General features: G+C 57.2%; 7 protein-coding genes. All 7 read left to right on the top strand.

Annotated elements, in window-relative coordinates; all coding sequences use genetic code 11:
- Positions 1-73 precede the first annotated feature (73 nt).
- Positions 74-5,962 (top strand): pullulanase-type alpha-1,6-glucosidase, encoded by a 5,889-nt coding sequence (gene pulA, locus ACP5OT_RS06910; protein ID WP_428131719.1) that lies wholly within the window; start codon positions 74-76, stop codon positions 5,960-5,962.
- Between the two features lie 186 nt (positions 5,963-6,148).
- The gene (locus tag ACP5OT_RS06905) at positions 6,149-9,130 is read left to right on the top strand and encodes an aminotransferase class III-fold pyridoxal phosphate-dependent enzyme (protein WP_424676508.1); all 2,982 of its coding nucleotides are present in this window, start codon (positions 6,149-6,151) and stop codon (positions 9,128-9,130) included.
- 115 nt (positions 9,131-9,245) lie between these two features.
- Positions 9,246-9,758: a hypothetical protein gene (locus tag ACP5OT_RS06900; protein WP_424676509.1), complete on the top strand. Its 513-nt coding sequence runs from the start codon at positions 9,246-9,248 to the stop codon at positions 9,756-9,758.
- Positions 9,759-9,854: 96 nt separating this feature from the next.
- Positions 9,855-10,568, top strand: a complete 714-nt coding sequence (locus ACP5OT_RS06895; RefSeq protein WP_424676510.1) for a response regulator transcription factor — start codon at positions 9,855-9,857, stop codon at positions 10,566-10,568.
- Between the two features lie 158 nt (positions 10,569-10,726).
- Positions 10,727-12,136, top strand: coding sequence for an ATP-binding protein (locus tag ACP5OT_RS06890; RefSeq protein WP_424676511.1), 1,410 nt, complete (start codon positions 10,727-10,729; stop codon positions 12,134-12,136).
- A gap of 349 nt (positions 12,137-12,485) precedes the next feature.
- Positions 12,486-16,169 carry a DNA-directed RNA polymerase subunit beta gene (locus tag ACP5OT_RS06885; RefSeq protein ID WP_424676512.1) on the top strand — a complete coding sequence of 1,228 codons (3,684 nt, stop codon included), beginning with the start codon at positions 12,486-12,488 and terminating at the stop codon, positions 16,167-16,169.
- 310 nt (positions 16,170-16,479) lie between these two features.
- Complete coding sequence (gene rpoC / locus ACP5OT_RS06880) at positions 16,480-20,982, top strand: DNA-directed RNA polymerase subunit beta' (protein ID WP_428131716.1); 4,503 nt, start codon at positions 16,480-16,482, stop codon at positions 20,980-20,982.
- The last annotated feature ends 11 nt before the right edge of the window (positions 20,983-20,993 follow it).

Below are 20,993 nucleotides of genomic sequence, written 5' to 3'. Positions count from 1 at the left end.
TACTACTACCATCATCCCCATAATTCGGTAAACATAAGGTAGAAAGCTCTATCACGAGAAACGAGGTCGTGCTGTGCATCACCGTAGCTTACGCTTACTCCTCACCCTTGCGACGGTCTTTGGTTTCATCATGCTCGCAGTACCGCGACCGGTAGCTGCTGCCGGTGAACAGGTGCGTGGCGAATTGACCAATTGGGCAAGTTCGCCGTGGAATATGTCGGCGAGTCTCGGCGGTACATTTGTGTACGTGAGTGGCCAGATTAACGCAACAGACGACCCGACAAGTGAGTTCAAGTTCTACAAAGAGACGAATCAATGGTTTGGTAGGAATCCGGCTACTACCATCACCTTTGGTCAAATCTTTACCGGCTTAAGCTCCTACGGCAGTGAACCGAACCTGTCCTTTAACCATATCAGCGGCAGCTACTACGCTTTTAAGTGGGATGGCGCCGCAAGAGGTGTGGTATTCCAATTCAGTTCGGCCCCGGCAACGATTAGCGGTGTGAATCGTAGCCCGGCTGCGCCGTCCGCCGGGCAAGCAGTGACGGTCACTGCTACCACGAACGTTACCCCACCAGCAGCACAGGCACTCTGGCTACGTTATGCCGTCAACGGGAATTGGGCAGCCTCCACGGTGGTGAAGATGACCGGCAGTGGCACGTCGTTTAGTGCAACCATACCGGCCCAAACCGCCGGCACGATCGTCAGTTACTACGTCTTTAGTTCAGGAAATGTGGGTTCGATTGACGGCAACGATGCCGATCTGATGACGATCAACGCGGATACGAATGGTGGCAGTAACTATAGCTATACCGTCAGCAGTGGTACGAGTGCGATTACACCTGCCCAAGCCCGTGCGCTGTGGCTTGATCTGAGCACCATCGCATGGAATGGCGGCCCGGCGGCGAGCTTCCGCCTGCTCTACGATCCCGACGGCGGTATGACCACCGCTGCCGAGGCGACGGTTTGTAACTTTCCCAGCCCAGCAGCGCCGTGTTATGTGCCGTTGACGATCAGCGGTACGGTAAGCGGCTTTGTCAAGAATCCGAACGCGACCGGCCTCACCCGACTGCTCACCGGTTTGAGTGCAGCTAACGCTGGTCACCTACTACGCGGCCAAGTGGTCGTTGCGGCGTATGATGGTAACGGCAACCGCATCGATACTACTCGCGTCCAGATTCAGGGCGTGCTTGATAATCTGTATGCGGCGAATGCGACCACGCAAACCCTCGGTGTCAGCTACAGTGGTGGCGTACCGACGGTACGGTTGTGGGCGCCGACGGCGAAAACGGTGACCCTCCGCCGCTTCGCCACCTCTACCGCTACTTCCTACACCGACCACCCGATGACGCTCGACCCGGCAAGCGGCGTTTGGAGCGTCACCGGTGATGCATCGTGGGATCGCCAATTTTATTTGTTTGCGGTTGAGGTGTATGTGCCGGCGCTCGATGCAGTCGTCACTAACCTTGTCACCGACCCTTATGCGGTAAGCCTGTCGCAAGACGGCGCCGCCGCCGGTGATGTGCGCAGCCAGTTCGTCAATCTGGACGATGCCGATCTGAAGCCGGCAGGGTGGGATACGCTGAGCAAGCCGGCGCTGGTTAATCCAGAAGACATCGTCATCTACGAGGTGCATATCCGCGACTTCAGTGCCAACGATAGCACGGTTGCGGCAGCGGATCGCGGCACCTACCGCGCCTTTACTTACGATGGAAGCGGCCCACATCCTAACACAATACTTTCTGATGGAATGAACCACCTGCTGCAATTGCGGCAAGCTGGTCTCACCCATATCCACCTCTTGCCCGCGTTTGATATAGCTTCCGTGATCGAAAAGCCGACCGACCGCACCGAACCGACCATCTCGTTCAACCCCGCCACCGACCGCGCCGCCATTGGCCCGCAAGCGGCAGTCGGCGCGGCTCGCCAGACCGACAGCTTCAACTGGGGATATGATCCCTACCACTACGGCGCGCCGGAAGGCTCGTACAGCACCAACCCCGATGGCGTTACCCGCATTCTTGAATTCCGCGAGATGGTGCAGGCACTCAACCAGAATGGGTTGCGCGTAGTGATGGATGTGGTCTACAATCACACCGCAGCCAGCGGCCAAGATGACAAATCGGTGCTGGATCGGATTGTGCCCGGCTATTACTACCGCTACGACGCCGCCGGCACTCTTTACCAATCCTCGTGCTGCGCCGACACCGCCACCGAGTACGCGATGATGGAGAAGCTCATGATCGATACGGTCGTGCGCTTCGCGACGGCGTATAAGATCGATGGCTTCCGCTTTGACCTGATGAACCTGCACACCCGCCAGAATATGCTCAATGTGCAGGCGGCGCTGCAGGCGCTCACCCCAGCAACTCATGGCGTCGACGGTAGCAAGATTTATCTGTACGGTGAAGGTTGGGATTTCGGCTCGGCCAAAGATAAAGGACTCACCGTCTGTCCGCACTGCTATGCGCACAAATACAATATGACCGGTAGTGGGATTGGCGTCTTCAACGATATTATCCGTGACGCGGCCCACGGTGGCTATAGCACCGACACGGTTGGTATCCGGCGGCAAGGTTTCATCAATGGCCTCAGCTACGACTGGAACGGCTATGCCTATCCCAACCGCTTCCAAAGTGATTTACACATAGTAATGGACACGCTGCGCTCGGCGTTACGCGGCAGCGGCACCGACTGGAATGGGCAAGGTAATCCGTTCACCGATGACCCGCAAGAGTCGATCAATTACGTTGAGAAACACGACAACGAAACCCTCTTTGACCAGAACGTCTTCAAGCTGCCCAACGGTAACGGCAGCGGTAATCCGGGCTGGATCGGCGGCAGCAGCATCGCTACCACGACCATGGCTGACCGGGTACGCAGCCAAAATATGGGGGTGAGCTTGATCGGGCTGGCGCAGGGTATTCCCTTCTTCCATATGGGCCAAGATATCTTGCGCTCGAAATCGCTTGACCGCAACAGCTACGACTCGGGCGACTGGTTCAACCGGGTCTATTGGGATCGCAGCGCCAACAACTTTGGCCGCGGCCTGCCGCCAACGTGGGACAACAACTCACGCTGGGGGATTATGACGCCGTTGCTGAACAACACCGCGCTTGACCCCGCTCCTGCCGATATGAACTTCGCCGCAGCTCATATGCGTGAGACGCTACGCCTGCGCATGAGTTCACCGCTCTTCCGTCTCACTACCGAAGCGGCGATCAATGCCCGCGTTAGCCACTACAACACCGACAACAGCCGCGATGCGCTGATTGTCATGCGGTTATCGGACGAGATCGATCCCGATCTCGACCCGAATTGGGAGAATATTCTCGTCTTCTTCAACGCCAACACGATCACCCAGACAATCACTATCCCCAACGCCAACGGCTTCACCCTGCACCCATTGCACACTAACGGCGTGGATGACGACCCGGTGATCGCGACGGCCAGTTTCAACGACGCCACCGACACTTTCAGCATCCCGCCGCGCACCACGGTGGTCTTCGTCTCGACCCAAGCCCTCGAACCGCCAAGCACGATTGACTGGGTGGGGCTGATGTTCCCGCGCGGCGGTGTAGCACACGCCATTGACCAGGGCAGCTTTGCACCCGCCGGCTTTGATGTCTTCGTGCAAGTCTACGAAGCGGGAGTGACGCCAGGGGCCGGGCAAGGTGCCGGAATCGAGTGTTTCTTGCATTGGGGTCGTTACGGGCAACCGTGGACCGACCTTCCGATGACCTACAATACTGACATCGGTAATAATGATGAGTATAAGGCGACGATTCCGAAAACGGTGATCGAGAGTCTCACCCCCGGCTCATATGGCTTTACCGCGTATTGTAAGAAGACAGTCGAAACCGGACGCAAATGGAAAGCCGACAGCTACGACATTAACGGCAATCCAGCCGATGACGATCAAGGCGACGGCCTGCTCACGATCATCCCAACTACCGATCCAGCTCTCGAACCAAATGGCGGCGTCTTCGTTCACTTGTTTGAATGGCGCTGGGCTGATGTTGCTAAAGAATGCACTTTCCTCGGTCAGAAGGGCTACACTGGTGTACAGGTCTCACCACCGAACGAACACATTGTGCCCACCGCCGATCTTGGTGGTAACCCGGCCAACGATTTCCCATGGTGGGCACGCTACCAGCCGGTTACCCACGACACTACCCGCTTCACCAGCCGCAGCGGTACGTGGGCCGAGTTCCAACAGATGGTGAACACCTGTAACAGCGCCGGCGTCGCTGTGATCGTTGACGCGGTGATCAATCACATGGCCGACATCGAAGTGGATAGCCCACCAACCGGCACGGCAGGCACTCAATACAAATCACAACCGGCAGCCAACCGATTCTACGGCACCCAATACACACCTGACGACTTCCATCCTGATTGTCTGATTACCAACTATCAAGACCGCTATCAGGTACAACGCTGCCAACTGGCCGGGCTACCCGATCTTGACACCGGCAAAGCGGCAGTTCAGACCAAGCTGCGTAACTACCTGCAGGCCTTGCTCAACGCCGGCGTGCGCGGCTTCCGTATCGATGCTGCCAAGCACATGGCCGCCCACGACGTCGGCGCGATCCTCAACGGCCTCACCCTACCCGGCGGTGGGCAACCCTACATCTTCAGCGAAGTGATCGACATGGATCCGGCGGAACGCATCCGCGACTGGGAATACACCCCTTACGGCGACGTAACCGAATTCGCCTACAGCATCAGCGTTATTGGTAACAACTTCAACTGCGGCGGCTCACTCAGCAGTCTCCAATCTTTTACGAGTGGCCTCTTGCCATCGCGCTTTGCCCAAATCTTCGTTGATAACCACGACAACCAACGTGGTCACGGCCCCGGCGGCGCATGCGTCGTTGATCACCGTGATGGCCGCACTCACCTGCTGGCCAACATCTTCACCTTGGCCCAACCCTACGGTCACCCATCGGTGATGTCGAGCTACTACTGGACAACCAACCCCAATAGTAACGCCGGCGACAGCCTTGGCCCGCCGAGTAGTAACGACGGCGGTATCACGTGGGGGCCGGGACTCGGAGCCGACACTCGCCCGGTCTACGGACCGGGACAGGTGGCAGGCGCATACCCAGCCAACTGTTCAGGTAACTACCCCAACCCGGTAACAAGCGCCGACCTCGGCACGTGGGTCTGCGAGCATCGCCACCCGGCGATTGCCAACATGGTGCAATTCCGTCAGACAACCGCAGGTGAGCCGATTTCCAACTGGCAAAACATCGGCGGCACACCGAGCAACCACATCGCGTTTGGACGTGGGAACAAAGGCTTTGTCGCAATCAACAACACTACAACGGCAGCCACCACCACCTACCAAACCAGCTTACCCGCCGGCTTCTACTGTGACATCACCAAATATGACTTCGTAGGAGGAATCTGCGTGCTGCCGGGTACAACCACGCAAGCCCCGGCCAGCGCGTTGATTGAAGTGAACGGGAGTGGGCAGATCGTCAACTACACACTGGCCGCACGTGACGCCTTCGCCATCCACATTAACGCACGGCCAAACTACCAGATCATGGTCAGCGCCGAACCGGCCAGCGGCGGCACAGCTAGCGGCGGCGGCGCCTACCCGCACGGCGCAGTGGTGACGGTCAATGCGACGCCGGCCAGCGGCTACACCTTCGTTAACTGGACGGAAGGGGCAACGATCGTGGCGACTACGGCCAGCTACAGTTTTGTGGCGACAGGAAACCGCACGCTCACGGCAAACTTTGCACCGATTGCACCGACGGCCACCCCGACCAACACGCCGACTGCGACGGCCACCCCGACCAACACGCCGACCGCGACCAGCACCCCGACCAACACGCCGACTGCGACGGCCACCCCGACCAATACGCCGACTGCGACGGCCACCCCGACCCCGACATCGGTGATAACCGTACCGTCATATTGGATTTATATCCCGGTAATCATGCGGTAATCGCGGACGATAAAAACGGAACGCCCCGTAACGTAGAGACACACGATTGTACGTCCCTACGTTACGGGGCACCCATTCTCACCAACCGTGCCGGTTACCGCACGTACTGTGTCCTCCACGCCCTCTCTGCGCCTTTGCGTTACACGTTATGGTATCATCAACTAAAGCCAAAACGGAGGACACCCAATGCCATGGTCAAATGCCCTTGCCCGCCACTACCACATCCACGGCACGGTGACACCACTCCCCGGTGAATATGATCACAACCTGCTCGTTACTGCGAGCGATGGCATACAGTACGTGTTGAAGGTCATGCGGTCGCACTGCGATGCGACACTTGTTGATCTCCAGTGTGCAGCGTTGGAACATCTCGCCAATGTTGCGCCCGATCTTCCTATTCCACGCTTGATCCGCACTACCACCGGTGAAAGGTTTGTCACAGAGCAAGATCGGCTCATCTGGCTGATCACCGCACTGCCGGGCGAACACTATGCTACCTTCCGCCCTCACACCACCACCTTGCACACCGAAGTAGGCCGACAAGCCGCTCGTCTCGATCAGGCTCTGGGTAGCTTTACCCATCCCACTCTGCACCGACCACTCAAATGGAATCTGCTCCAAGCTGATTGGGCCACCACTGCCCTCACCGCTATTACCGACCCCATCCAGCGCGACCTTGCCGCTACTGCACTTGCCGCCTACACCGATCTACGTCCAAACCTGCTGCAACTACCACTTACGACTATTCACAACGACCTCAATGACTACAACCTGCTTGTGATGGCCGACAGCTATGGTCATTTAACCCTGAGTGGTATCCTCGACTTCGGCGATTTGTGCGCTGCACCGCGCATCTGCGAACTTGCAATTGCAGCGGCGTATGCCCTGTTTGACCAACCCGACCCCATACGGACACTAGGCGAGTTGGTCGCTGGGTACCATAGCGTCTGGTCACTGACCACCGCCGAGATCGATCTGATCTGGCCGCTGCTACGCACTCGATTGGCGATAAGCGTAGTCAACTCGGCGCTGATGAAACAACAACGCCCCGATGACCCCTACGTAACGATCTCGGAAGCACCAGCGTGGCGCTTGCTGGCTACAACCGCCCACCATGACCCCGCACTGGTTGCTGCCCGTTTACGCACCATTTGCGACTTACCAATATCCGACGCTGCCGAACGGGTTATGGTCTGGCTTGATGCGCAACGTGGTCGTTTTGCACCGGTGATCGGCTGCGATCTAACCACGGTTCCGGTGCTCAGCCTTGCGGTCGATGCACCGCTGCCGCAGGACCCGTTCCAGCTCACGACGCCAGAAGCGGAAGCCCTGACCGGTAGCAACACCGGTGTATGCATCGGCCGTTACGGTGAGCCACGCCTTATCTATACCACTGCCACATTCTGGACCGCTCCCCAACCGCTGGCCGAACGCCGCACCATCCATCTCGGCGTCGATCTGTTTGCTCCGCCCGGCACTCCGATCTGCTCTCCACTCGATGGTGAAGTCGTGGCCGTCGAACATCTCTCCGACCGACTCGATTACGGTGGTTTGGTCATCCTCAAGCACTACACTCCAAACGGTGATCCGTTCTACACCCTCTACGGCCATCTTGAGCCGATCTGCTTCAAACGTCTCACCGTTGGCCAGCACATTGCCGCCGGGCAACTGTTTGCCGCCCTCGGCATGAGCAACAACAACGGCGGATGGCAACCACATCTCCACTTTCAATTGATCCTGCTCTACGACGCCGTTGCCGGAGACTGGCCCGGTGTTGCGGCTGCTAGCGAATGGACTTGGTGGCGTGCGGTTTGCCCCAATCCGGCAGCCCTGCTGAACCTACCGGACGAGCGCGTCGCCTACCAACCACTCGATCAGGTCAGTCTCCTACGTGAACGCCGCACGCACTTTGCCGGCAATCTGCGCTTGAGTTACCGCGAACCATGCACCTTTTTACGGGGCTGGCGCCACTATTTATTCGATGAGTACGGCCAAACGTATCTCGATGCTTACAATAACGTCCCTCACGTCGGCCATGCGCACCCGCGCATCCAAGCAGTTGCAGCGCAACAACTGCGTTTACTCAACACCAACACACGCTATCTGCACCCGGCTCAGATCGCGTTTGCCCACGAACTGCTTGCCAAACTGCCCCCGTCATTAAGTGTCTGTTTTTTCGTCAACTCCGGCTCTGAAGCCAACGAACTGGCGTTACGGTTAGCCCGCACCTACACCGGTGGGCACGATATGATTACCATCGACCACGGCTATCACGGCCACACCACCGGCGCAATCGCTATCTCGGCCTACAAGTTCAATCACCCCGCCGGCAACGGTAAACCCGACTGGGTAGAGGTAGTCATGGCACCTGACCCCTACCGCGGCCCTTACGGTCACGATGGCCCTCGCTACGCCGCCGAAGTTGATCAAGCCCTCGAACGGATCGCTACACGCGGTGGCAAACTCGCCGGCTTCATCGCCGAGACCTTCCCTAGCGTCGCCGGACAGATTATTCCCCCCCCTGGCTACCTCGCTACAGTATATCAACGTATTCGCGCTGCCGGTGGTGTCTGTATTGCCGACGAAGTACAGACCGGATTGGGGCGACTCGGTACACATTATTGGGCGTTCGAGTGTCAAGGGGTAGTGCCTGATGTTGTGGTTCTTGGCAAACCACTCGGCAATGGTCACCCCATCGGAGCGGTGATCACAACTGCCGAGATCGCTCGTGCCTTCGATAATGGCCTCGAATTCTTCTCGACGTTTGGCGGCAGTACGCTCTCGTGCGTCATCGGGCGCGAAGTGCTGCGCATCATCGACGAAGAAGGCCTGATGGATAACGCCCACTGTGTTGGTCAGGTCCTGCTCGCCGGTCTGCGTGACCTACAACACCGCCATCCCGTTATTGGTGATGTGCGGGGAATGGGCCTATTTATCGGCATTGAGTTGGTTACCGACTGTGCAACACGCGCACCGGCCACCGCGGCTGCTCGTTATGTGCGAGAGCGTCTACGCGCCGAACACATTCTCATCGGCACCGAAGGTCCAGCCGACAACGTGTTGAAGATTCGCCCACCGCTTACCTTCGATCTCGCCGCAACCACCGTCTTTCTAGAGCGACTCGATGCTATTCTCAGCGAGAGTTTTATTGCACGACAGGGAGGTTAGGCCAAATCGGTCGGACAACAAAGAATCTACTATCTCTTCACGCGATCTTCACAATTGACAAGTATCCTGATCAACGAAGCTGATACAATGCAACACTGGAAAGGAGAACGGTTTTATGGAACAACGACGCCTCAACTGGCCGGCATGGCTAGCACTCGGCATATCGATCTTCGCCCTCATCGTGGCGTTTGGGAGCATGGCCATGAGCCAGCGGGCGACATGGATGATGTGGAATGTCCCCAACTGGTCAAATCCGCAAATCCCCCCGGCTGTACCACCCGCCTGGCACGGACGGGGCGAGCGTGGCCCGATGGCACCCGGTTGGCACGAACGGGGCGAGCGTGGCCCGATGGCACCCGGTTGGCACGAACGGGGCGAGCGTGGGTTTGCACCTATGCCGGGTTGGGGTATGCCCGGTATGAAAGGTGGTAAGGGTTGGTTTGGCGGCTTCTTCGGCGGCCTCTTCCGCCTCATCGACGGCCTCCTCAAACTGGCTGCACTAGCGCTCTTGGTCTGGCTTGGCATCCGCATCTTCCGCCAGCGCCAAAACCCACCGGCTACTACGCCACCGACTACGCCACCGGCTCCACCACTCACCCCGGCCGGTCACGACCCACGGGTTGAGTAGCACTGGCAATCGAGAAGGATTGATCATCACAGAGCGGGTTTGTGGCTGACCTCAAAACCCGCTCTCGCTCCCGTATCGAGACGCTGCGAGTGATCCATGACGCGAACGATTCTAGTTGTTGATGATGAACCCGGCATCGTCAAAATTGCCCGCGACTACCTCGAACGGGCCGGCTTCCACGTGACCAGCGCCGGCGATGGCCCAAGCGCGCTGCGATTGGCTCGCCAAGAGCACCCATCTCTGATCGTGCTCGATTTGATGTTGCCTGGAATGGACGGACTAGACGTTACACGCGCACTCCGTCAAGATCCGCTCACCGCCGGCGTACCGATCATCATGCTCACTGCGCGCGTCGAAGAGACCGACCGCTTAATCGGCCTTGAATTAGGTGCCGACGATTACATCACCAAACCCTTCAGTCCGCGTGAACTGGTTGCGCGCGTGCGCGCAGTACTTCGACGGATTGAAGGGCACCTTCAACCGACGAAGGTGATACAAGCCGGCCGATTGACCATCGATCTCGAACGGCGCATCGTTCGTCGCGATAATGAGATAATTGAGCTGACTGCTACCGAGTTTGAGTTGCTCACCATTCTTGCTAGTGCGCCAGGGCGACCGTTTACCCGTGCCCAATTGCTTGATCGCATCTATGATACCAACTATACCGGTTTCGACCGCACCATCGATGCCCATATTAAAAATCTGCGTCGTAAGATCGAGCCTGATCCAAATGGCCCACCACGCCTCATTTTGACGGTGTACGGCGTTGGGTATAAGTTTGCCGAACCGGATGGAACCGGATGCGTATAATCAGTGATGACGGCGAGATGGCATCCGTACAGATTGTCGGTATCAGTATCCCATGTGACGCTACTCCGTCTGGCGTCCAGCTTTACCGCCGGCTACCAACACCGCACACTACACGATGAGCTGAATGAGGCACAACGAATCGAATATTGAGGCTGCGTATGCGCCCACCGCGACTCTTTAATCTAATGCTCACCGCCTTCGCACTCGTGATCATGCTCGGTATTAGCGGCATGGTCTTATCGTTTTGGCTGGTGATGAGTCAGGCCAATCCGGGCGAGCGGCGTTGGATGGAAGCCGAGATGGCGGCACGAGCACGAGCCACCGAACTGGCAGCCTACTACCGTCAAACCGGTTCGTGGCGTGACGTCGAGCGACAGATGGGGCCGCTACCGCAGGGCTTCGGTGACATCAAAGGTTCGACATGGCTTCTCGACGCCAATGGCAGGATCGTCGCTGGCCGCCGTCGTCCCCCCATTTTACGCGGCAACGAAGCTGTACGCCGTATTCCGATCATTGTTGACGGTCAGCAAGTTGGGACGCTGGTGATCTCAGTCGTCGACGATGAAGAAGCATTTCCGGTCGGTAGCGTTGATCGGCGGACGATCTTGCTTGGCATTATCGGGGCCGGCGCTGGATTGATGGTCATCTTACTTGTCCTCGCCACCATCTTCTCACGCCAACTCAGTACGCCTCTCCGACACATCAGTGCCGCCGCCCACGCCATCGCCGCCGGCGATCACAGCAGTCGCGTCCAACCGGCCAACGTGCGCGAGCTAGCCGATCTGGCTGCCAGTTTCAACCGCATGGCTGCCGCGTTACAACAGGCCGACCAGCAGCGCCGGCAACTCACTGCCGACATCGCTCACGAACTGCGCACGCCTCTTTCGATCATCAAAGGACGGCTTGAGGGCATTCAAGACGGCGTGTACGAAGCTGACGACGAACAGATCGAAGCCCTCCTTGCCGAAGTAGCACTCCTCGAACGGCTGATCAACGACTTACACTTGCTGGCACTGGCCGATGCCGGCCAACTACCACTCTACCGGGAAACCGTCTCGCCGGTGATGCTAGTTAACGAGGCAATCCGCTCGTTTACGCAAAGCGCCACCGAACGTAAGGTCGTCCTTACCACTACCATCACCTCCGATTTGCCCGATGTTGATGTTGATCCACAACGGATTGCTCAAGTGTTGGGTAACCTGATCAGCAATGCTCTTCGCCACACCCCACCCGGTGGTGAGATCAACCTTGCCGTCATCGCCGATGTTGACAACGTTACGTTTCACGTGCGTGACACCGGTAGTGGGATCGATCCTGCTGATCTGCCACACATCTTCGACCGATTCTACCGATCGGATCGCTCCCGCACTCGTAGCAGTGGTGGTGCCGGGTTAGGGCTGGCAATCGCCCGTCGGTTGGTTGAAGCTCACGGTGGTCAAATTTGGGCCACAAGTGAGCTTGGGCGCGGTACTACGGTCAGTTTTCGCGTGCCGGTGGTGTCATCTCTATCACCGGCAATGTCCTGTGAACAGAAGCCTGCAATCCATCGGGCACAATGGTCGTTGTGATTCTCGCCAACACTACCCCTGCAGTGCGGAGGGTCTTGTGGTATACTGACTATACAGCTCAACAGTGTCGTTACCGCCTATATCCAAAGTAACCTCTTGAACTTTTCAGCAGTTCATGGTATCATTGTCTTTCGCGATCTGTAATAAGCGCGCTCAGATCAGTGATTACTATTATGGCAGGAAGTCCCCGTGTGGGGCGCAATGAATGCTAACCGGTACGTAAGTTTGGGCCAGTCTACCGGCAGCCCACTGATGGGCAAGCCGAGAGGTGGCTATTTCTGTTTTTGTAACTAACCCATTCGCCACGCAGCATGATGAACCAAACCGGACACAGAGAAGAGAGGTGCGTATGCCCCCGTTGATTGAGAGCGTGGTCCTTCAGCCGCTGATCGCCCCGATCGACCCGGGCTTCGACGGTCGCCGGTCGCGCCGGATCGAACGCCGTTCGTTCGCACGCATCAAAGATGCGATTGATCTACCGTTGCTGATCGAAACCCAACTCAAGAGTTTTGAATGGTTCAAACGAGAGGGGCTGCGCGAACTCTTCGACGAGATTTCGCCAATTACCGATTTTACCGGTAAGAACCTCGAACTACACTTTCGTGATTATACCTTCGGCGAACCCCGTTATGACGAGTTCGAGTGCCGCGATCGTGACCTAACCTATGCTGCCCCTCTACGAGTAAAGGTCGAATTACGTATTCTCACCACCGGTGAGATTAAGGAATCGGAGATCTTCCTTGGTGATTTTCCGATGATGACCGATAACGGCACCTTCGTTTACAACGGCGCCGAACGAGTGGTCGTCTCGCAATTGATCCGCTCACCGGGGGTCTACTTTAAAGATGAAAAGGATCCAACCAGCGGTCGTGTCCTTCATACCGCCAAGCTGATCCCTAACCGCGGTGCATGGCTTGAGTTCGAGACCAACAAGCGCGATGTGATCAGCGTCAAAGTTGATCGCAAACGTAAGATTCCGGTCACAATCTTGCTCCGCGCCATTAGCGCCTGGATCGCCAACGAAGATGGTAGCGGACGCTGGGCACCCGATAACGAACTAGATAAGTACGGTCACAATGAGCATCTTATCGAATGGTTCCGCCACGTTGATACGGTGGCCGAACATCTATACATCCAGGCGACGATTGATAAGGATCCGTCGCACAATGCGAAAGAGGCATTGCTTGAGCTGTATAAGCGGTTGCGTCCTGGTGACCCGCCGACGCTTGAGAACGCGCGCACACTGATCGAGTCGCTGCTCTTTAACCCGCGACGGTACGATCTGGCGAAAGTGGGCCGCTACAAGCTCAACAAGAACCTCTGGGAGCGCGATGCCCGCCGTGATGGTCCCAAAGCACCCGATCTCAGTGTTCGCGTGCTCCTACCTCGCGATATTTTCCGTATCGTAGAGCAAATGATTTTGCTCAACAACGGCTACGGTCGCCCTGATGACATCGACCATCTTGGGAATCGTCGCGTGCGTACCGTCGGTGAGTTGATCCAGCAACAATTCCGCGTTGGTCTACTCCGCCTCGAACGGGTGGTGAAAGAGCGAATGTCACTCCAAGACCCGGCCAGCGCTACACCCAACGGTCTGATTAATATCCGACCCGTAGTCGCGGCGATGCGCGAATTCTTTGGTGGTTCGCAGTTGAGCCAGTTTATGGATCAGACCAATCCGCTCGCCGAGTTGACCAATAAGCGCCGTCTGTCAGCGCTTGGCCCCGGTGGTCTGTCACGTGACCGCGCCGGCTTTGAAGTGCGCGACGTGCATCACTCGCACTATGGCCGCATCTGTCCGGTGGAAACACCGGAAGGTCCGAACATCGGCTTGATCGGTACGATGTCGACTTTCGCCCGCGTTAATGAGATGGGCTTTCTCGAAACACCGTATCGCAAGGTGTATAACAGCATCGATAACGCCCACGTGTGGCGCGAAAAAGGCATTTTACTGCGGGACGTGCGCGATCTCCGCACCGGTGATCTGATCGCTGCCAAGGGTACTCGCGTCGATGACCAGATTGCCCGCCAGATTACGATTGGCTTGCTGCGCGGTCAGATTCTCCGTGAGGATATTGTCGATCCCAATACCGGTGAATTAATCGCCGAGGCCGGTACCGAAATTAACCGCGCCCTCGCCGAACGGATTGTGAACCTGCCGATGAAGCAGATTAAGATCCGTCCGGTCGTGTCGCAAGAGGTCGATTACCTGAGTGCCGATGAAGAAGATCGCTTCGTCATCGTGCAGGCCAATGCACCGCTTGATGAACATAACCGCTTCCTCGATACAACGGTCTCGTGTCGCTTCGGCGAGGATTTCGTGACCGAACGGGTAGAGCGAGTCGATTACATGGACGTATCACCCAAGCAAGTGGTGAGCGTCTCGACCTCGCTGATCCCCTTCCTTGAGCACGACGACGCAAACCGTGCGCTGATGGGGTCGAACATGCAACGGCAAGCTGTGCCACTGCTCCGCCCTGATGCGCCGATTGTCGGCACCGGCATGGAGTATCGTACTGCTCGCGATAGTGGTCAAGTGGTGGTGGCCCGCCGCGATGGAGTGGTAGTGAGCGCAACCAGCAACCGCATCATCGTCGAGGAAGATGACGGCAAGCGGACAGAGTATCGCCTGCGTAAGTTTATGCGCAGTAACCAAGATACCTGTATCAACCAGCGTCCGTCGGTGGTGCGTGGTCAGCGGGTGCGCGCCGGTGATGTGATCGCTGACAGCTCGAGTACCGATCAGGGCGAGTTGGCGCTCGGCCAGAATGTGTTGGTAGCGTATATGCCGTGGGAGGGCGGTAACTTTGAGGACGCTATTCTGGTCAGCGAGCGACTGGTACGCGAGGATATCTTTACGTCGATCCATATTGAAAAGTATGAGGTCGAGGCGCGCGATACCAAGCTCGGCCCCGAAGAGATTACCCGCGATATTCCAAACGTTGGTCAGGATAGCCTGCGCAACCTTGATGAACGCGGTATTATCTATATCGGCGCCGAGGTGCAACCGAACGATATTCTGGTAGGAAAGATTACCCCCAAAGGCGAGACCGACTTGACCGCCGAAGAGCGTCTGCTGCGGGCGATCTTCGGTGAGAAGGCCCGTGAGGTGAAAGATAGCTCGCTGCGCGTGCCCAACGGTGTACGCGGGAAGGTTATTGATGTCAAGGTGTTCTCGCGCAGCGAAGGGGCTGAACTACCGGTTGGCGTGAATCAGACGGTGCGGGTTCTGCTTTGCCAGAAGCGCAAGATTAGCGCCGGTGATAAGATGGCCGGTCGCCACGGAAATAAGGGTGTCGTCTCGCGCGTCTTACCCATGGAGGATATGCCGTTCTTGCCCGATGGCCGCCCGGTGGATATTATCCTTAATCCCATCGGTGTGCCGTCACGTATGAATATCGGTCAGATTCTTGAAACCCACCTCGGCTGGGCCGCCGCCCGCCTTGGGTTCCGCGTCGCCACCCCGGTGTTCGACGGCGCTCACGAGGATCAGATTAAGGACCTGCTTGTACAGGCTGGCTTGCCTGCCGATGGGAAGGTAACCCTCTACGATGGCCGGACCGGCGAGAAATTCGACCATCCGGTTACCGTCGGCTATGCCTATATGCTCAAGCTAGCCCACCTCGTTGAAGACAAGATTCACGCGCGCTCGACCGGTCCCTACAGCCTTGTCACTCAGCAACCGCTCGGTGGTAAGGCTCAGTTCGGTGGGCAGCGCTTCGGTGAGATGGAGGTGTGGGCATTGGAGGCATACGGTGCCGCTTACACCTTGCAAGAGATGCTGACCGTCAAATCCGACGACGTAGTTGGCCGCGTCAAGACGTATGAGGCAATTGTGAAGGGTGAGCCGATCCAAGAGGCCGGTGTACCTGAAAGCTTCAAGGTGCTGATCAAGGAGTTGCAGAGCCTTGGCCTTAGCGTCGAAGTGCTAAGCGCCGACGAAAAGCCGGTTGAGCTGAGCGATGACCTCGATAGCGACATCGGTGCCCTTGAAGGTATTAACCTGAGTGGTATGGAACGCGGCGAATTCTAATCGTTCGGATCGGAAGATGGGGATCGGTCACGATATATCAATGGGATGCCGGCAATCGGTGGTTGGTAAGGATGACATCTGATCGGTAGAGACGTTGCCAGGCAACGTCTCTACACTGCGTAACAGAACATTAACCTTAGCACCACGATCTCGTCGCTTTGTGCAAGCCTATGGTGTATCGTTGAGACCCCAGCACTGTACGATACCAAATCAGACGGAACTGACCCAAGCACGGCGCCACTACGGTTGATGTAGTCGTAGTCGGTGCATGAAGTCTGGCGGTATGCTTCCGCTACAGGAGTAAGTCCCCATGCTGGAAATTAACGACTTCAACGCCATTCGGATCAGTCTCGCTTCACCTGAAGATATCCGATCGTGGTCGCACGGCGAAGTCACGAAACCCGAAACCATCAACTACCGCACGCTCAAACCTGAACGCGACGGTCTCTTCTGCGAACGTATTTTTGGTCCAACGAAAGACTGGGAATGCTTCTGCGGGAAGTATAAGCGTGTGCGCTATAAGGGTGTCGTCTGCGATAAGTGTGGAGTCGAGGTCACCCGGGCTAAGGTGCGACGTGAGCGCATGGGCCATATTAGTCTGGCCTCGCCGGTGAGCCACATCTGGTTTGTCAAAGGTACTCCCTCTCGCCTCGGCCTCCTACTCGATATTTCGCCACGAAATCTTGAGCGTGTCCTCTATTTCGCCTCGTACATCATTGTAGATGTGAAGGAGGATATGCTTCAGGTGGCACGTGAGATGGTGCAGGAGGAGTACGCTGCGCGCCGCGAGAAGATTCAAAAGCAGGCCGAAGAGAAGCGGATCGAGCTGAGTACGCAACTGACCCAAGACCTCGGCGGTATGGAGACAGCGCAGCGCAGCACCCAGCGGCAAATCGAAGAAGATTACCGCCGTCAGCGCGATGAGTTGGTTGGCGAAGCCGAACGGCTGCGTGAGCGGCTGGAAGAGATGAGCGGTACGCTGGCCGATGAAGATATTATCTTCCGGGGTGTGACCGTGGTCGAAGAGGGTGAACTGATTAACGACAACACCCTCGACCAGCTCGACGAATTGGTTGAGCAAGAGCTTGAGGTGCTTGAAGAGCGCCGTCGCCGTGATCTGGCCGATGCCGAGCTGCTGACCGACGCCGAACGCGAGCGTAAGGCGTATGAAGCTACCCAAGAGCAGGAGCGATTGCAAGAGCGCCTGCAACGGGAGCTGGATATGCTGGTTCGCGAAGAGAAGGAGAAGCTCGAACAGCTCGATAAACTGAAGGTGGGCCTGATCATTACCGAAAACGAGTACCGGCAGTTACGCGATGTTGCACCCGGTGTCTTCCGTGCTGATATGGGGGCCGGCGCGATCCGCGAGCTGCTCGAACGGCACCTGAACCTCGATAAGCTGGCCGAAGAATTGCAGGCCGAGATTCAAACATCACAGGGTCAGCGCCGGAAAAAGGCGACGAAGCGGCTGCGCATCGTTGAGGCGTTCCGCAAGAGCGGTAATCGCCCGGAGTGGATGATCCTTACGGTGCTACCGGTTATACCACCCGACCTGCGCCCGATGGTGCAGCTCGATGGTGGTCGCTTTGCTACGAGCGATCTCAACGATCTCTATCGTCGGGTGATCAACCGCAATAACCGACTCAAGCGGCTGATCGAACTGAACGCGCCGGAAATCATCGTGCGTAATGAGAAGCGCATGTTGCAAGAGGCAGTTGATGCGCTGATCGATAACGGTCGGCGTGGGCGAGCAGTTAGCGGTAAGGGGAAGCATCGTCTGAAGAGCCTGAGCGATATGCTCAAGGGTAAACAAGGCCGCTTCCGCCAGAACCTACTCGGTAAGCGTGTCGATTATTCGGGCCGTTCGGTGATCGTGGTAGGCCCCAATCTGCAACTGCACCAGTGCGGTCTGCCCAAGAAAATGGCACTCGAGCTATTTAAGCCCTTTGTGATGCGCCGACTGGTCGAACGTGGTGTCGCCCATAACATTAAGAACGCTAAGCGTGCCGTCGAACGTGTGCGCCCTGAAGTGTGGGACGCACTCGAAGAGGTGATTAAAGACTATCTGGTGCTGCTCAACCGCGCACCATCGTTGCACCGCCTCTCGATTCAGGCCTTCGAGGCGAAGCTCATCGAGGGATCGGCGATTCAGCTTCACCCGCTCGTCTGCGCTGCGTTTAACGCAGACTTCGACGGTGACCAGATGGCGGTTCACGTGCCGCTTTCACGGAAAGCGCAGGAAGAGGCACGCACTCGGATGCTGAGCAAGTACAATCTGTTGAGTCCGGCGCATGGTGAACCGATTATCACCCCTTCGCAGGACATCGTTCTTGGCTGCTACTACCTGACAATGGTGCGCGATGGCACGAAGGGAACGGGTAAGCGGTTCGCTTCGATCGATGAGGCGATGCTGGCCTACGAAAAGGGCTTGATCGATATTCAAGCACCGATCTGGATCCGGATGAATGGTTCCATCTCTGGTAAGAGCGACCGTCCTGTGCGCGAATTGCCGCCGGCCAGCGATGGTACACCGCGTATGGTCATTGAAACGACAATCGGGCGTGTGTTGCTCAATAGCGAGCTACAACCACCATTACGCTTCCGCAATCGCCTGATCGACAAGAAGGGCCTGAAAGAGATTATCGCCGATTGCTACCAGTACTACACCAGCTTGCGCAATCTGAGCGAAGCCCAGCTTAACGAGGTACGGGCAGCCCATGGCAATAAGCACGTCCAAGAATTGGCCCGTATCTACGGTTCGGAGATGACGGCCCAGCAAGCCGACCGTATTAAGACACTCGGCTTCCGCTACGCTACGCTTGGCGGTATGACGATCGGGATTGACGATATTGAAGTGCCGGCCAAGAAGTATGACATCGTGCGCGAAGCCGAACAACAGGTTGCTGAAGTCGAGAAACAGTTCCGCCGTGGTCTGATCACCGAAGAGGAGCGCTATCAAGAGGTGGTACGGATCTGGCAGGAGGCGACTAAGCAAACCATCGCTGCCGTGAAGGAGAATCTGAACCCCTTCGGCCCCGTGGCAATGATGTCAACATCGGGCGCTCGCGGTAACATTAACCAGATCTCACAGATGGCCGGTATGCGCGGGTTGATGTCCGACCCAACCGGACGGATTATCGAGCTACCGATTAAGGCCAACTTCCGCGAGGGTCTGTCGGTGCTCGACTACTTTGTTTCAACCCACGGTGGGCGTAAGGGTCTGGCCGACACCGCGTTGCGTACCGCCGACGCCGGTTACCTCACGCGCCGGTTGGTTGATGTTGCGCAAGATGTGATTATCAACATCGAAGATTGCGGTACCGAAGAGGGTCTATGGCTCCATAGCGCCGACGATGGCGAGTTGATGGAAAAGCTACAGGTCCGTATGCTCGGCCGCATTCTTGCCGCACCGATCTACGACAAGACGACCGATGAGTTGATCGCCGACCGCAACACCGAGATCGATGAAGAATTGGCGGAAAAGATTATCGCCGCCGGTCACGAATCGGTCTTTGTCCGTTCGCCCCTGACGTGCCAAGCCGAACACGGTCTTTGCCGGATGTGCTACGGTCGCAACCTCGCTACCGGCAAGTTGGTCGAGATCGGTGAGGCGGTTGGAATCATCGCTGCGCAATCCATCGGTGAGCCGGGCACCCAGCTTACCCTGCGAACGTTCCATACCGGTGGTGTTGCCTCCGCCGATGATATTACGCAGGGTCTGCCACGCGTGCAGGAGATCTTCGAAGCACGTGTGCCCAAGGGTAAAGCATTGCTGGCCGAGATCGATGGCGTGGTGCAGATCGTGCGTGAAGATGAAGGGGTACGTAAGATTCGCATCGTCTCGACCAACGTCTACACCGATGAGTACCCGCTGACGCGCGGTTTCACACCGGTGATCGAATCTGAGAGCGATGTTTATGAAGGACAGGTGATCGCCGAAGGACCGGGTGGTGAGCAGATCATCGCTCGGCTGAGCGGGAAGGCCTTTATTCAGTCTGACCGGATCATCATTAGTCAGGAAGATCACGAAGAGCGTGAATTGGTGGTGCCCCACAACGCTCGCATTCGGGTCGATAATGGTGATCGGGTTATGGCCGGGCAACAGTTAACCGACGGTAGTGCTAATCCGCAAGAGCTGCTTGAATTGCAAGGTCGGGAAGCAGTGCAACGCTACCTGGTCAACGAAGCCCAAAAGGTCTACCGCTCGCAGGGCGTGAACATCAACGACAAGCACATTGAAGTGATTGCTCGCCAGATGCTGCGCCGCGTGCGCATCGAAGAACCCGGTGATACCGGTCTCTTACCCGGTGAGCTGATCGATAGTGCCGAATTCCGCCGCCTCAACAACGATATTGTCAGCCAGGGTGGTGATCCGGCAACCGCAGCGACAGTATTGCTGGGCATTACCAAAGCCTCACTGAATACCGATAGCTTCCTCTCGGCGGCTTCGTTCCAAGAGACGACCCGCGTGTTGACCGATGCTGCTATTCAGGGTAAGGTTGACTATCTGCGCGGTCTGAAGGAGAACGTTGTCATCGGTAAGCTCATCCCTGCCGGAACGGGGATCGAGAAGCGGCTTGAACGCCAACACGAAGATTTGGTCAGCGAGATGGCACGGATGCTCGAAGAGGTACAGCAGGCCGAGAAGAGTGCCGAGCCAACAACCACCGCCTTGCCTACTACCAACGGTCATCAGGTACCGCAGAGCGATACCGATGCGTTATTGCGGGCACGGCTCGAAGAGTTGCTGTCCGGTGATAACGACCACGATGATGAAGAGGATTCAGATCATCCCGATCTGTCCTCACTGTGATCCGTAACAGT

It is taken from the genome of Chloroflexus sp. (assembly GCF_049970315.1).
GTDB lineage: Bacteria > Chloroflexota > Chloroflexia > Chloroflexales > Chloroflexaceae > Chloroflexus.
The sequence above is the reverse complement of the archived record's forward strand: the minus strand, read 5'-3'. Positions and strand labels throughout refer to the sequence as shown.

Bases quoted from the DNA above. Each gene is read 5' to 3' on its own strand.
- ACP5OT_RS06905 (WP_424676508.1), top strand. From the start codon at position 6,149: ATGCCATGGTCAAATGCCCTTGCCCGCCACTACCACATCCACGGCACG.
- ACP5OT_RS06900 (WP_424676509.1), top strand. From the start codon at position 9,246: ATGGAACAACGACGCCTCAACTGGCCGGCATGGCTAGCACTCGGCATA.
- ACP5OT_RS06895 (WP_424676510.1), top strand. From the start codon at position 9,855: ATGACGCGAACGATTCTAGTTGTTGATGATGAACCCGGCATCGTCAAA.
- ACP5OT_RS06890 (WP_424676511.1), top strand. From the start codon at position 10,727: ATGCGCCCACCGCGACTCTTTAATCTAATGCTCACCGCCTTCGCACTC.
- ACP5OT_RS06885 (WP_424676512.1), top strand. From the start codon at position 12,486: ATGCCCCCGTTGATTGAGAGCGTGGTCCTTCAGCCGCTGATCGCCCCG.
- rpoC (WP_428131716.1), top strand. From the start codon at position 16,480: ATGCTGGAAATTAACGACTTCAACGCCATTCGGATCAGTCTCGCTTCA.